Genomic DNA, 13315 nt, shown 5'->3' on the forward strand with positions numbered 1-13315 from the left:
GTAAGGAGGCGCCGACAGCTGCCAGGGGAAGACACATGCAGGATCCTGAGATCACCACCGACCTCATCGAGGCCCACGGGATCAAGCCGGACGAATATGCCGAGATCCTGCGCATCCTGAACCGGGAACCGACCTTCACCGAGCTCGGCATCTTCTCGGCGATGTGGAACGAGCATTGCTCGTACAAATCCTCCAAGAGATGGCTCCGCACCCTGCCGACCACCGGCCCGCAGGTGATCTGCGGCCCCGGCGAGAACGCGGGCGTGGTCGACATCGGCGACGGCCAGGCGGTGGTCTTCAAGATGGAGAGCCACAACCACCCCTCCTACATCGAACCCTATCAGGGCGCGGCGACCGGCGTGGGCGGCATCCTGCGCGACGTCTTCACCATGGGCGCGCGGCCGATCGCCGCGATGAACTCGCTCAGCTTCGGCGCGCCTGACCATCCGAAGACGCGGCAGCTGGTGCATGGCGTGGTCGAGGGTGTCGGCGGCTACGGCAACTGCTTCGGCGTGCCGACCGTGGGCGGAGAGGTGAGGTTCGACCCGGCCTACAACGGCAACTGCCTGGTCAACGCCTTCGCGGCAGGTCTCGCGGATGCGGACAAGATCTTCTACTCCGCCGCCTCCGGCGTCGGCATGCCCGTCGTCTATCTCGGCGCCAAGACAGGCCGCGACGGCGTCGGCGGGGCAACCATGGCCTCGGCCGAGTTCGACGAGACCATCGAGGAGAAGCGCCCGACCGTGCAGGTCGGCGACCCCTTCACCGAAAAGCGCCTGATGGAGGCCTGCCTCGAGCTGATGCAGACCGGCGCCGTGATCTCGATCCAGGACATGGGGGCCGCGGGCCTCACCTGTTCGGCGGTCGAGATGGGCGACAAGGGCGAGCTCGGCATCCGGCTGAACCTCGACGACGTGCCCTGCCGCGAGGAGGGGATGACCGCCTACGAGATGATGCTCTCGGAGAGCCAGGAGCGGATGCTCATGGTGCTGAAGCCCGAGAAGGAGGCCGAGGCGCGCGCGGTCTTCGACAAGTGGGACCTCGACTTCGCCATCGTCGGCGAGACGATCCCCGAGGACCGCTTCCTCATCCTGCACAAGGGCGAGGTCCGCGCCGACCTGCCGCTTCGCGCGCTCTCGGGCAACGCGCCCGAATACGACCGCCCGCACGAGCCCACTGCGGCGGCCGAGCCGCTTGCGGACGTCCCGGGCGTCGATCCGATCGACGGTTTGAAGGCGCTGCTCGCCTCGCCGAACTACGCGTCGAAGCAATGGGTCTATGAACAATACGACACGATGGTGATGGCCGACACGATGCGCACCCCGGGCCTCGGCGCCGGGATCGTGCGGGTGCATGGCACGCCGAAGGCGCTGGCCTTCACCTCGGACGTGACGCCCCGCTATGTGAAGGCGAACCCGGTCGAGGGCGGCAAGCAGGCGGTGGCCGAGGCCTACCGCAACCTGACCGCCGTCGGTGCGCTGCCGCTCGCCTCCACCGACAACCTGAATTTCGGCAACCCCGAGAAGCCCGAGATCATGGGCCAGTTCGTCGGCGCCATCAAAGGCATCGGCGAGGCGGTCGCGGCGCTCGACATGCCGATCGTCTCGGGCAACGTCTCGCTCTACAACGAGACCGACGGCCAGGCGATCCTGCCCACCCCCACCATCGCCGCGGTCGGCCTGATCGAGGACGGCAGCACCGCGATCACCGGCTCCGCGCGGGAGGGCCACGTCGCTCTCCTGGTCGGCGAGACGGCCGGGCACCTGGGCCAGTCGGCCCTGCTGGCCGAGGTCTACAACCGGGTCGAGGGCGACGCCCCGCCGGTCGACCTTGCCGCCGAGAAGCGCAACGGCGATTTCATCCGTGCCAACCGTGCCCATATCCGCGCCTGCACCGACCTCTCGGACGGCGGCCTTGCCATGGCGGCCTTCGAACTGGCCGAAGCCGGCGGCACCGGGGTGCAGATCGACGAGACCGACACCGCGCAGCTGTTCGGCGAGGACCAGGCGCGCTACCTGATCGCCTGCAACTTCGACCACGCCGAGGCGCTGATGATCGAGGCCGGCCGCGCGGGCGTTCCGATCCGCACCGTGGGCCGCTTCCACGGCACGTCGGTCCGCTTCGGGTCGAGCGAGGCGCCGCTGGCGGACCTGGCCGAGATCTACCGGACCAGCTTCGGCGCCACCTTCGGCTGAGCGGTCCCGCGCCCCGCGGCGGCTGCTTGCATCGCGCCCGCCGCGAACCTAGGTTCAGACAGAAGACACAGATACCGGACACGCCCATGCCCATCCAGGCCAACGAAATCGAAGACCTCCTCCGGGAAAGCTTTCCGAACGCGCAGATCACCGTCGAGGGCGCGGACGGCCGGCACTTCTCGGCCGAGGTCGTCGACGAAAGCTTCCGGGGCATGAACCGCGTCCAGCAGCAACGTGCCGTCTATGCCGCGCTCAAGGGGCACATGGACGGGGCCCACAGCGAATTGCACGCGCTCGCGCTCACCACCCGGGCGCCGTGACGCGGGGAAAGGAAACGACATGACCGACGTGAAGACCTCGATCGACGAGACCGTGAAAGCCAATGACGTGGTGCTCTACATGAAGGGCACCAAGGAGATGCCGCAATGCGGGTTCTCCAGCCGCGTCGCGGGCGTGCTCAACTACATGGGCGTCACCTTCGCCGACGTGAACGTGCTGGCGGACGAAGAGCTCCGGCAGGGCATCAAGGAATACTCGGACTGGCCGACGATCCCGCAGCTCTACGTGAAGGGCGAATTCGTCGGCGGCTGCGACATCATCACCGAGATGACGCTGTCGGGCGAGCTCGACCAGCTGTTCGAGGCGAACGGCATCGCCTACGACAAGGACGCGGCCGAGAAGATCCGGGCGGCGAACGCCTGAGGCCCTCCTGGGGCGAGAAGAAAGGAGCCGGGTCCCGCGGAGCCCGGCTCTTTCATTTGCGGAAGGCCGGTGCGGCTGCTCCTGTGGAGATGCCGCGCCAGAGCCGGGCGTCCGGCCGGCCGCGCCGCCCTACCCCGCCTTCTTCTCGACCTCGTCGGCGATGCTTTCCGCCCGCGCGGCGAGTTCCGCCAGCGTGTCGGTGACGCGCGCCGGCACCACGGGCACCTCGACGCGCTTCGGCTCGGGCGCGGGGGCGGCCTTCAGCGTCTCCAGCTCGCCCTTGACCTTGGCCATCTCGCCGTCCGCCTCGCGCAGCCGGTCTTCCAGCCCCGCGGTGCGGTCGGCCAGCATCAGGCCCGCCATCAGGAGCATCCGCGCCTCGGGCAGCCGGCCGATCTGCTCGGTCAGGACCGAGGCCTCGGTGTCCAGCATCTTGGCGGCGGCGACGAGGTAATGTTCCTCGCCCTCGGCGCAGGCGACCTCGAACTGGCGGCCGCCGATGGTGATCTCGACCTCGGGCATCAGATGTCTCCTTCCGCGGGCGCGCCCGCCTGGTTGCGCACCATGGGCGCCAGCGCCGCGACGATCGCCTCGGCCTCGCTGCGGTCCGCGGCGTGGGCCGCGCGCAGCGCCTCGAGCTCGGCCGCCAGCCCGTCGTTGACCAGCGTCGCGTCGCCGATGCCCTCTGCATTGGCCTGCCGCAGCGCACGGTTGCTTTCGCGCAGCTGTTCGTTCGCCATGCGCATCCGCTGCAGGTCCCGGTCGAGCTGCGCCATGGCGGCCTTCTGGCCGGCGGCCGCCTCGTCCGCGCCGGCCGCGGCCTCGTCCTGGCGGGCCTTCAGCGTCGCGATGCGCTCCTGCAACTGGGCATTGGCCAGCCGCTCTTCGTCCAGCGCCTGTTCCAGCGCCGCGATCCGGTCCGGATCGGCGCCGGACGCCTCGGGCCCCGCCGCTGCCAGGCCGTCGATCCCCAGTCCGATGCGGTCGAGCGCCGCGGTCAGCCGGCGCTGCAACTCGTCGAGACGGGCCTCGCTGTCGTTCATGCCATGCTCCCCTTGTTCCGTTTCGTCGCGCGCACCGCGGAGGCGCCCGGACCGAATCGGCCCGGCGTTGCGACAAGTGTCAGTCTAACCAATGGTTTCACCTTTCCCAATCCAATCGCCCCCGCGTTCCCCGACCCGCCGTTTCCCGCCCGCCCCCCGGCGCGCGCCCTTGATATTCCGGGCCCGGCTGGTAAGAGCGGCCCAACTGCCGCTGCCAGAAACCTCAAGGATCGCGCCCCATGGACATCGCCGCCCTGCGCAACGCCCACCCCGAACACTGGGACATGGCCACCGCCATCCGCGTGCTGACGCTTGACGCCGTCGCCGCCGCCAATTCCGGGCATTCCGGGATGCCCATGGGCATGGCCGACGTCGCCACGGTGCTGTTCACCAAGCACATGAAGTTCGACGCCGCGGCGCCGAACTGGATCGACCGCGACCGCTTCATCCTCTCCGCGGGCCACGGCTCCATGCTGGTCTATTCGCTCCTGCACCTGACGGGCTACGAGCAGTTCCCGATCGAGGAGCTGAAAAACTTCCGCCAGCTCGGCGCGCGCACCGCGGGCCACCCCGAGAACTTCCTCGCCCAGGGGATCGAGACGACCACCGGCCCGCTGGGTCAGGGCATCGCGAATTCCGTGGGCTTCGCCATGGCCGAGGAAATGCTGCGGGCGCGCTACGGCAAGCGGGTCTTCGACCACCACACCTATGTCATCGCGGGCGACGGCTGCCTGATGGAGGGCGTCAGCCAGGAGGCGATCGGGCTTGCCGGCCGCCACCAGCTGTCGAAGCTGATCGTCTTCTGGGACAACAACTCGATCACCATCGACGGCAAGGTCGACCTCGCCGACCGCACCGACCAGGTGATGCGCTTCAAGGCCTCCGGCTGGCACGTGCAGGAAATCGACGGCCACGACCCCGAGGCGATCGACGCGGCCATCACCGCGGCCAAGGGCTCCAAGAAGCCGTCGATGATCGCCTGCAAGACGCATATCGCGATCGGCTCCTCGGCGCAGGACACCTCCAAGGGCCACGGCGCGCTGACCGATCCGAAGCTGATCGAGGACACGCGGCAGGTCTATGGCTGGACCGCCCCCGCCTTCGAGATCCCGGGCGAGATCAAGTCGAAATGGGAAGAGGCCGGCCGCCGCGGCGCCGAGGCGCGCTTCGCCTGGGAAGAGCGGTTCTCGTCCGTCTCCGAACGGCGGCAGGGCGAGATTCACCGGATCATGGCAGGCGAGGCGCCGAAGAAGCTCTCGTCGGTGATCCGTGCGCTGAAGAAGCAGGTCTCGGAAAGCGCGCCCAAGGTCGCCACCCGGAAGAGCTCCGAGATGGTGCTCGAGGTGGTGAACCCGATCATGCCCGAAACCGTGGGCGGCTCGGCCGACCTGACCGGCTCGAACAACACCAAGACCGGCGATCTGGGCGTCTTCGACATCGACAACCGCGCGGGCCGCTTCGTGCACTGGGGCATCCGCGAACACGGCATGGCCGCGGCGATGAACGGCATGGCGCTGCACGGCGGGGTCCGGCCCTATTCCGGCACCTTCATGTGCTTCACCGATTACGCCCGCCCCGCGATGCGGCTCTCGGCGCTGATGAAGCAGCCGGTGGTCTACGTGATGACCCACGACAGCATCGGCCTGGGCGAGGACGGCCCCACGCACCAGCCGGTCGAACATGTGGCGATGCTGCGCGCGACGCCGAACATGCTGGTCTTCCGCCCCGCCGACACGGTCGAGACCGCCGAGGCATGGGAGATCGCGCTGACGCAGCAGGACACGCCCTCGGTGCTGTCGCTGACCCGTCAGAACGTCGCCACCGTGCGGAAAGAGCACAAGACGAAGAACATGGTCGCCCAGGGCGCCTATGTCCTGGCCGACGCCGAGGGCAAGCGGCAGGCGATCCTGATGGCCACCGGTTCCGAGGTCGAGATCGCCATGGCCGCCCGTGACCTGCTGCAGGCCGAGGGCATCGGCACCCGCGTCGTCTCCATGCCCTGCTGGGAGCTCTTCGAGGCGCAGGACGACGCCGTCCGCCGCCGCGTCCTGCCCGCGGGCCCCGTCCGCGTCGCGGTCGAGGCGGGCGTCCGCATGGGCTGGGACCGCTGGCTCTGCGGCGAGCGCGGGCGCGAGGCCAAGGCGGGCTTCGTCGGCATGGACAGCTTCGGCGCCTCCGCCCCGGCCGAGGTCCTCTACGAGCACTTCGGCATCACCGCCGAAGCCGTGGCCGCGAAGGTCAAGTCGCTGCTCTGAGCACGCGCCTGATGAAACCGTGCCTGATGAAACCGTGAATGAACGCCCGCCCTCGCGCGGGCGTTTGTCTTCCTGATACCCAACAGGAGGATGAATTCATGACCAGACGCACCCTGACCCTGCTCGCGGGCGCCACCGCCCTCGTCGCGATGCCGGCGCTCGCCCAGCAGGACGCCACCTTCACATGGGGCGAACGCAACACCGACCTCGCCCCCGCCGAAGACAGCCAGTTCCGCGCCGAGCTCGTCTCCTCCGGGATCGAGACCGAGCGCGAGACGATCGTCGGCGGCCTGGTCCATCCCTGGGGGATCGAGGTGCTGCCCGACGGCGGCGGCTACCTCGTGACCGAACGCGAAGGGCGGCTGCGCCATGTCTCGGCGGACGGCACGCTCTCCGACCCGATCGGCGGCCTGCCCGAGGTCGACGCCCGCGAACAGGGCGGGCTGCTCGACGTGGCGCTCGGGCCCGATTTCGCCAATGACCGCATGGTCTTCTGGACCTACGCGAAGCCCGTCGAGGGCGGCGTCGTCACCGCCGCGGCCAAGGGCCGGCTGAACGAGGACATGACTGAACTGACCGACGTCACCGACATCTTCGTGCAGGAGCCCGCGGTGGACGCGCCGATGCACTTCGGCTCGCGCATCCTCTTCGACGGGAACGGCCACGCCTTCGTCACCACGGGCGAGCATTTCACGCAGGAGAACCGGCAGCTGGCGCAGGACCTCGGCACCACCTTCGGCAAGGTCGTGCGGATCACGCTCGACGGCGAGGCGCCCGAGGACAATCCCTTCGTCGGCGACGACAGTGCCATCGACACGATCTTCAGCTACGGCCACCGCAACATCCAGGGCGCGCTGATGATGGATGACACGCTCTGGACCATCGAACACGGCCCCAAGGGCGGCGACGAGCTGAACCTGACCGAGGCCGGGAAGAACTATGGCTGGCCGGTCATCTCCTATGGCGAGCAATATTCCGGCAATCCCGTCGGCTCCGGCGAGGCGCAACAGGAGGGGATGGAACAGCCGGTCTATTTCTGGGACCCGGTGATCGCGCCGGCCGGGATGCTCGCCTATGACGGCGAGATGTTCGCGGACTGGAACGGCGACCTGCTGATCTCCTCGCTCTACCCGGGCGGGATCGTCCGGCTCGAGATGGAGGACGGCAAGGTGGTCGCCGAGGAGCGGCTCGCCCGCGACGTGGGCCGCGTCCGCGACATCGCGGTGGACGACGACGGCTCGCTGCTGGTGCTGACCGATTTCGAGGACGGGCAGCTCCTGCGGATCTCGACCGGCGGCGACAGCTGAGCCCAGGGAACAGGCCGGGCCCGCGGGTCCGGCCATTTCGTTCCTGCGGAGGGCGGGCCTGATCTGGACCCCGGCGTCCCTGCGCCTAGGATGGCGCGGATTCGCGACAACAGGATGCACCATGCCCGTCAAAGCCCTTCTCATCGCCCCCAATGCCCAGAGCTTCGCCGATGCGATCAAGGCGCTGAGGCCCGACGCGCAGATCTCTGCGGCGGACACCGCCGACGAAGCGATCCCGCTCGCGGGCGAGGCCGAGGTGCTCATCACCATGGGCAGCTCCTTCAAGCCCGAGCTCATCGCGGCGATGCCGAAACTGAAGTGGATCCAGGCGCTCTCGGCCGGGACCGACCACATCCAGCGGGTCGAGGGGCTGCCGGATGTGCCGCTGACCTCCCTCTCGGGCGCACACGGGCCGCAGATGACCGAACTGGCCATCCTCCTGATGCTGGCCCTGCCCCGCAACCTGCGGAAAACGCTCGAGAACCAGGCGAAGCACGCATGGAAACGGACGAAGGTCACCACGCTGGTCGGCAAGCGGCTCTGCATCCTCGGGCTGGGCGCCATCGCGGAAGAGCTGATCGCCCGCGCCCTGCCCTTCGGGATGGAGATCACCGGCGTCTCGGACGGGCGGAGCGAGATGGACGGCGTCGCCCGCATCTACCCCTACGACCGGCTTGCCGAGGCGGCGGCCGAGGCGGATTTCCTCTGCGTCCTCGCCCCCCTGACCGACCGCAGCCGCGGCATCGTCAACGCGGAGGTGCTCAGGGCGCTCGGGCCGGACGGGTATCTCGTCTCCATGGGCCGTGGCCCGGTGGTGGACGAGGCCGCGCTGATCGCAGCACTTTCGGACGGCACCATCGCGGGCGCCGGCCTCGACGTCTTCGACGTGGAGCCGCTGCCGGGCGAGAGCCCGTTCTGGGACATGGAGAACGTCATCGTCACCCCGCATATCGGCGGCGCCTCGGACCGCTATCCGCAGCAGGCCGCCCCGATCGTCGCGGGCAACCTCGAGGCGTGGGAAACGCAGGGCGCCGAAGGGCTCCGCAACCGCGTCCGCTGAGCCGCTCCGGCCCTCGACGGGGGTGAATCACCCGCCCGACACGGGGCGGGTGCGCCGCATCTCGCGCGGGCTGCGGCGGAGGGGTTAGCGCCACCATCGGGGGCCCTCCCGGAAGTTATCGCTAACACATTGATATTCGGGCCTTATCAGCCTTCCTTTTTGCCCTATTTCCCGGCTATAGACCTCTCGAAATCCCATTCAGGAGCTGCCCCAATGACCGTCACGATTGGCATCAATGGCTTTGGCCGCATCGGCCGCTGCACGCTGGCGCATATCGCGGAGAGCGCCCGCAACGACGTGCAGGTCGTCAAGCTGAACGCCACCGGCCCGATCGAGACGAACGCGCATCTGCTGCGCTACGACAGCGTGCACGGCCGCTTCGGCGGCACCGTGAAGACCGAGGGCAACACCATGGACCTGGGCCGCGGGCCGATGGAGGTCTTCTCGACCTACGATCCGGCCGAGCTCGACTGGTCCGGCGTCGACGTCGTGCTGGAATGCACCGGCAAGTTCAACGACGGCGAGAAGGCGAAGGTCCACCTCGAGCGCGGCGCCAAGAAGGTGCTGATCTCCGCGCCCGCAAAGAACGTGCAGAAGACCGTCGTCTACGGCGTGAACCACCGCGCGCTGCAATCGACCGACACGATGATCTCGAACGGGTCCTGCACGACGAACTGCCTCGCCCCGCTTGCCAAGGTCCTGCACGAGGGCATCGGGATCGAGAGCGGCATCATGACGACGATCCATTCCTACACCGGCGACCAGCCGACGCTGGACCGGCGGCACGGCGATCTCTACCGCGCCCGCGCCGCCGCGATGTCGATGATCCCGACCTCGACCGGCGCCGCCAAGGCGCTCGGCGAGGTGCTGCCCGAGATGAAGGGCCGGCTCGACGGCTCCGCCATCCGGGTGCCGACGCCCAACGTCTCGGCCGTGGACCTGACCTTCGTCGCCATGAAGGACGTGACCGAGGCCGACGTGAACGAGGTCGTCCGCGAGGCGGTCGCCGGCCACATGGGCGCGGTCATGGCCTACGATCCCGAGCCCAAGGTCTCGGTCGATTTCTGCCACACCGAGCACAGCTCGATCTTCGCCCCGGACCAGACCAAGGTCACCGGCAAGCGGCTCGTCCGCGTGCTGGCGTGGTACGACAACGAATGGGCCTTCTCCTGCCGGATGGCCGACGTGGCCGCGGCCATGGGCCGGCTGATCCACTGATCTCCTGCCGCGCGGCAGGTCGAGACGCCCCGCCCCTGCCGGCGGGGCGTTTTGCTTTGCGCGCGTTGACGGGGGCGCTGCCCCCGTCGCCTGCGGCGACTCCCCCGGGATATTTTTGGCAAGAGGAAGCTGGCCGGGATCAGGCGGCGGCGAGGACGGGGCCTCGGATGAGGTCCATCAGGTCGCCGAAATAGCCTTCGGAGCGGGCGGGGCGTGTCGGATCGGAGGTGATGGCCACCGTGATCGCGCGGCCCGGCACGACGCAGAGGATCTGGCCGCCGTAGCCGCGGGCCAGCGCGAAACGGTCGGCGCCCTGGCCGCCGAGGAACCAGCCGTAGCCGTAGCCGAGACCCGACCAGGGCGAGCGCGCGCGCGGCTCGAAGCTGCGGGAGAGCCAGTCGGCACCGACCACCCGGGTGCCGTTCCACACGCCGTCCTGCCGCACCATCTCTCCGATCCGGAGGAGCGCGCGGGGTGAGAGCGCCATCTCGTTCCCGCCCATGTAGCGCCCCTGGGGATCGCGGGTCCAGGGCGGGATGGCGATGTCGAGCGGATCGGCCAGCCAGTCCCGGGCCAGGTCGAGCAGGGAGCGGCCGGTCGCCGCCGAGAGAGCGGCGCCGAGCACGTGGAACGAGCCGGTGGAATAGAGCATCCGCCCGCCCGGCTCGGCCACGAAGTCGCGCGAGAGCGCATCGGCGACCCAGTTCCCGCTCGCGACCCAGGCGCCGTAGTTCGGGCCCGAGGTCCGCTCCAGCCCCGCGCGCATGGTCACGAGGTCCTCGACCGTGAGCGCGGCCACGCGCGGGTCGGCCCCTTGCGGGATCAGCCGCGGCGCGATCTCGCCGAGCCGCGCCCTGACGCCCGGGATCGCGCCGCGGTCGATGGCGATGCCGGTGAGCAACGCGACGATGGTCTTGGAGACCGATTTCACATTGGCCGCGCGGTCGAGCCCGGGGCCGCGCGGCGCCTCGGCCAGGACGGTCTCTCCGCCCTGTGCGACGAGGATGGCGTGCAGCTGGTCGAGACGGCGGGCGGCCTCCGCCACCTGCCCCCAGCCCGAGGATCGGGCGCGGATCGGCGTGGTGGCGAGGCCGGCTGCGGCGAGGCCGCCGCCAAGCGCGGCGCGGCGGGTCCATGGGCGGAGATCTGTCATCCACAGGAGGATGCACCGCCCCGCCCCCCTATCAAGCGCCGCGGCGCCTGCGACGCCTCACTTCCGCGTGTGCGCGTCGTGGTTGACCTTTGGACGGCGCGGCGTATGCTCCCGCGGAGATTGTTAGCGCTAACCTGACCGTCGGGAGGACCGCGCCATGACCACCACCCTCGCCATCAACGGATTCGGACGCATCGGGCGCAACGTGCTGCGCGCCATCGTCGAACAGGACCGCCGCGACCTCGAGGTCGTGGCGATCAACGATCTTCAGCCGGTCGAGACCAACGCGCACCTGCTGCGCTACGACAGCGTGCACGGGCGCTTCCCGGCCGAGGTGACCGTCTCGGACGGCGGCATCGACGTCGGCCGCGGCCCGATCCGGGTGACCGCGGAGCGCGACCAGGCGGCCCTGCCGTGGAAGGACGTCGACATCGTGCTGGAATGCACCGGCATCTTCACCGAGCGGGACAAGGCCGCGCGGCACCTCGAGACCGGTGCGGGCCGTGTCCTGATCTCGGCCCCCGGCAAGGGTGCGGACCGGACGGTCGTCTTCGGGGTGAACGAGGCGACGCTCAGGGCCGAGGACCGCGTCGTCTCGAACGCCTCCTGCACGACGAACTGCCTCGCCCCCGTGGCCAAGGTGCTGCACGAGGCCGTGGGTATCACCAGGGGCTTCATGACCACGGTGCATTCCTACACCGGCGACCAGCCCACGCTCGACACCGGGCACAAGGACCTCTACCGCGCGCGGGCCGCGGCGCTGTCGATGATCCCGACCTCGACCGGCGCGGCGCGGGCCGTTGGGCTGGTCCTGCCGGAGCTCGACGGCAGGCTCGACGGCGTGGCGATCCGGGTGCCGACGCCCAACGTCTCCTGCATCGACCTGACCTTCGAGGCGGCGCGCGCCACCGATGCCGAGGAGATCAACGCCGCCATCCGCGCCGCGGCCGCGGGTCCGCTCAAGGGCGTGCTGGACGTGACGGAGGACAAGCTCGTCTCGTCCGATTTCAACCACATGCCGGCCTCGGCCACCTTCGCGACGGATCAGACCCGGGTGATGGACGGCACCATGGTCCGCGTGCTCGCCTGGTACGACAACGAATGGGGCTTCTCCTGCCGGATGGCGGACGTGGCGGCGGTGATGGGCAAGCTGCCGGGCTGAGGCCCGGGCTTGATCGGCCCCCGCCGCTCGGGCATAGCCGGGAGGCACCTCGGACCGGGCAGAGCATGACCAACCAGATCGCCATCGCCATCGGGCTTGCCGTCGCCCTGTTCCTCGGCGCCGACGCCTTGCTCTTCGACTGGAGCAACACCCTGTTTCTCGCCCGGAAATTCGCCGACATGATTGAATGGATGGCCTTCTGGCGATAACCATGTCGGGGCCGCGCGCCCTGCCGGCCCGAGTGGAAGGAAGTGCCCGGCATGGACACCGTCACGATTGCCCTGCTTGTCGCCATCGGCCTTGCCGTCCTCCTGCTGGGCGGCCTCGCGATCTACAGCCTCGCGAAGAAGATCGAGGTGGAAAAGGTCGTGCCGCCGCGCGGGGCCTTCCTGCAGCTCTCCTGCGGCAAGCTGCATTACCTGACCTGCGGCTCCGGCCCGGACATTCTGATGATTCACGGGCTCGGCGGCCAGATGGGCAATTTCGACACCGGGCTTCTGGACGACCTCGCGCGGGATCACCGGGTGACGGTGATCGACCGGCCCGGGATGGGGTATTCGACACGCAAATGGCCCTGCTCCACCACCGTCGGGGCACAGGCCGCGATGGTCGAGGAGGCGATCACCAAGCTCAGGCTCGACCGCCCGCTCGTCGTGGGCCATTCGCTGGGCGGCGCGATCGCGCTCGGCCTGGCGCTGCGCGGGCGGGTGCCGATCCGGGGGCTGGCGCTGCTCGCGCCCCTGACGCTGCCGGTCGAGGAGTATTCCGAGGCCTTCGCGGGGCTCGCCATCTCCTCCGACCTGCTGCGGCGCTTCGTGGGCTGGACCTTCGCCGTGCCCACGATGATCCGCCGGCCCGAGCCGGTGGTCGAGCTGATCTTCGGGCCGGAGCCGGTGCCGGACGATTACCTCGTGAAGGGCGGCGGGCTGCTGTCGCTCCGCCCCTCGCATTTCATCGAGACCAGCCGGGATTTCGCGGGATCGGGCACCGACCTGCCCGCCATGGCGCGCCAATATGCCAACCTGCGGGTGCCGGTGCGCATCCTCTACGGGACCGAGGACCGCATCCTCGATCACGGCTACCACGGCGGCCGCCTGGTGGCGCGGCATCCCCAGATCGGTCTGGAACTGGTGGAGGGCGCGGGCCACATGCTGCCGGTCACCCGGCCCAAGGAAAGCGCGGCGTTCATCCGCCGCGCGAGCCGGGCGCTGAGCTGATCC

At 69.4% G+C, this 13315-nt stretch carries 13 protein-coding genes; 10 read left to right on the forward strand and 3 right to left on the reverse strand.

Going from position 1 to position 13315, the window contains the following annotated elements; genetic code table 11:
* The first annotated feature begins 35 nt into the window (after positions 1-35).
* From purL to grxD, 3 genes are all read left to right on the forward strand, one after another.
* On the forward strand, positions 36-2195 hold the full coding sequence (gene purL / locus Q344_RS0108170) for a phosphoribosylformylglycinamidine synthase subunit PurL (protein ID WP_028286255.1): 2160 nt from the start codon (positions 36-38) through the stop codon (positions 2193-2195).
* Between the two features lie 86 nt (positions 2196-2281).
* Positions 2282-2515 carry a BolA/IbaG family iron-sulfur metabolism protein gene (locus Q344_RS0108175; RefSeq protein WP_028286256.1) on the forward strand — a complete coding sequence of 78 codons (234 nt, stop codon included), beginning with the start codon at positions 2282-2284 and terminating at the stop codon, positions 2513-2515.
* 19 nt (positions 2516-2534) lie between these two features.
* The gene (grxD, locus tag Q344_RS0108180) at positions 2535-2897 is read left to right on the forward strand and encodes a Grx4 family monothiol glutaredoxin (RefSeq protein WP_028286257.1); all 363 of its coding nucleotides are present in this window, start codon (positions 2535-2537) and stop codon (positions 2895-2897) included.
* Positions 2898-3026: 129 nt separating this feature from the next.
* Here the strand turns inward: grxD and Q344_RS0108185 are convergent, their stop codons facing one another.
* Both Q344_RS0108185 and Q344_RS0108190 read right to left on the reverse strand, forming a co-directional pair.
* Positions 3027-3419: a cell division protein ZapA gene (locus Q344_RS0108185; RefSeq protein WP_028286258.1), complete on the reverse strand. Its 393-nt coding sequence runs from the start codon at positions 3417-3419 to the stop codon at positions 3027-3029.
* Positions 3419-3940, reverse strand: coding sequence for a hypothetical protein (locus Q344_RS0108190; RefSeq protein WP_028286259.1), 522 nt, complete (start codon positions 3938-3940; stop codon positions 3419-3421). Before Q344_RS0108190 ends, Q344_RS0108185 begins: the two co-directional genes overlap by 1 nt.
* Before the next feature lie 239 nt (positions 3941-4179).
* On the opposite strand from Q344_RS0108190, the gene tkt reads away from it, so the two are divergent.
* The 4 genes from tkt to gap (Q344_RS0108210) all read left to right on the forward strand — a co-directional run bounded on the left by tkt (position 4180) and on the right by gap (Q344_RS0108210) (position 9780).
* A complete protein-coding gene (gene tkt / locus Q344_RS0108195) occupies positions 4180-6195 on the forward strand; it encodes a transketolase (RefSeq protein WP_028286260.1) in 2016 nt (671 codons plus the stop codon).
* A gap of 98 nt (positions 6196-6293) precedes the next feature.
* Entirely contained in the window at positions 6294-7502 is a 1209-nt protein-coding gene (locus Q344_RS0108200; protein WP_028286261.1) for a PQQ-dependent sugar dehydrogenase, read from the forward strand.
* Positions 7503-7623: 121 nt separating this feature from the next.
* Positions 7624-8562, forward strand: a complete 939-nt coding sequence (locus Q344_RS23470) for a D-2-hydroxyacid dehydrogenase (RefSeq protein ID WP_051630399.1) — start codon at positions 7624-7626, stop codon at positions 8560-8562.
* A gap of 213 nt (positions 8563-8775) precedes the next feature.
* Positions 8776-9780: a type I glyceraldehyde-3-phosphate dehydrogenase gene (gene gap / locus Q344_RS0108210; protein ID WP_028286262.1), complete on the forward strand. Its 1005-nt coding sequence runs from the start codon at positions 8776-8778 to the stop codon at positions 9778-9780.
* A gap of 139 nt (positions 9781-9919) precedes the next feature.
* On the opposite strand, the gene Q344_RS0108215 is transcribed toward gap (Q344_RS0108210), so the two are convergent.
* Positions 9920-10933 (reverse strand): serine hydrolase domain-containing protein, encoded by a 1014-nt coding sequence (locus Q344_RS0108215; RefSeq protein ID WP_036538491.1) that lies wholly within the window; start codon positions 10931-10933, stop codon positions 9920-9922.
* Positions 10934-11090: 157 nt separating this feature from the next.
* Here Q344_RS0108215 and gap (Q344_RS0108220) point away from each other — a divergent pair, with 157 nt between their 5' ends.
* From gap (Q344_RS0108220) to Q344_RS0108230, 3 genes are all read left to right on the forward strand, one after another.
* Entirely contained in the window at positions 11091-12095 is a 1005-nt protein-coding gene (gene gap, locus Q344_RS0108220) for a type I glyceraldehyde-3-phosphate dehydrogenase (RefSeq protein WP_028286264.1), read from the forward strand.
* A 65-nt stretch (positions 12096-12160) separates the two neighbouring features.
* Positions 12161-12304, forward strand: coding sequence for a hypothetical protein (locus Q344_RS26350; protein WP_028286265.1), 144 nt, complete (start codon positions 12161-12163; stop codon positions 12302-12304).
* Between the two features lie 51 nt (positions 12305-12355).
* Positions 12356-13312 carry an alpha/beta fold hydrolase gene (locus tag Q344_RS0108230; RefSeq protein ID WP_028286266.1) on the forward strand — a complete coding sequence of 319 codons (957 nt, stop codon included), beginning with the start codon at positions 12356-12358 and terminating at the stop codon, positions 13310-13312.
* Positions 13313-13315: the final 3 nt, after the last annotated feature.

Source organism: Pseudooceanicola nanhaiensis DSM 18065 (genome assembly GCF_000688295.1).
Taxonomy (GTDB): domain Bacteria; phylum Pseudomonadota; class Alphaproteobacteria; order Rhodobacterales; family Rhodobacteraceae; genus Pseudooceanicola; species Pseudooceanicola nanhaiensis.

What these genes read in the sequence shown, in the direction of transcription:
- purL (WP_028286255.1), top strand. Translation starts at nt 36, where the DNA reads ATGCAGGATCCTGAGATCACCACCGACCTCATCGAGGCCCACGGGATC.
- Q344_RS0108175 (WP_028286256.1), top strand. Translation starts at nt 2,282, where the DNA reads ATGCCCATCCAGGCCAACGAAATCGAAGACCTCCTCCGGGAAAGCTTT.
- grxD (WP_028286257.1), top strand. Translation starts at nt 2,535, where the DNA reads ATGACCGACGTGAAGACCTCGATCGACGAGACCGTGAAAGCCAATGAC.
- Q344_RS0108185 (WP_028286258.1), bottom strand. Translation starts at nt 3,419, where the DNA reads ATGCCCGAGGTCGAGATCACCATCGGCGGCCGCCAGTTCGAGGTCGCC.
- Q344_RS0108190 (WP_028286259.1), bottom strand. Translation starts at nt 3,940, where the DNA reads ATGAACGACAGCGAGGCCCGTCTCGACGAGTTGCAGCGCCGGCTGACC.
- tkt (WP_028286260.1), top strand. Translation starts at nt 4,180, where the DNA reads ATGGACATCGCCGCCCTGCGCAACGCCCACCCCGAACACTGGGACATG.
- Q344_RS0108200 (WP_028286261.1), top strand. Translation starts at nt 6,294, where the DNA reads ATGACCAGACGCACCCTGACCCTGCTCGCGGGCGCCACCGCCCTCGTC.
- Q344_RS23470 (WP_051630399.1), top strand. Translation starts at nt 7,624, where the DNA reads ATGCCCGTCAAAGCCCTTCTCATCGCCCCCAATGCCCAGAGCTTCGCC.
- gap (WP_028286262.1), top strand. Translation starts at nt 8,776, where the DNA reads ATGACCGTCACGATTGGCATCAATGGCTTTGGCCGCATCGGCCGCTGC.
- Q344_RS0108215 (WP_036538491.1), bottom strand. Translation starts at nt 10,933, where the DNA reads ATGACAGATCTCCGCCCATGGACCCGCCGCGCCGCGCTTGGCGGCGGC.
- gap (WP_028286264.1), top strand. Translation starts at nt 11,091, where the DNA reads ATGACCACCACCCTCGCCATCAACGGATTCGGACGCATCGGGCGCAAC.
- Q344_RS26350 (WP_028286265.1), top strand. Translation starts at nt 12,161, where the DNA reads ATGACCAACCAGATCGCCATCGCCATCGGGCTTGCCGTCGCCCTGTTC.
- Q344_RS0108230 (WP_028286266.1), top strand. Translation starts at nt 12,356, where the DNA reads ATGGACACCGTCACGATTGCCCTGCTTGTCGCCATCGGCCTTGCCGTC.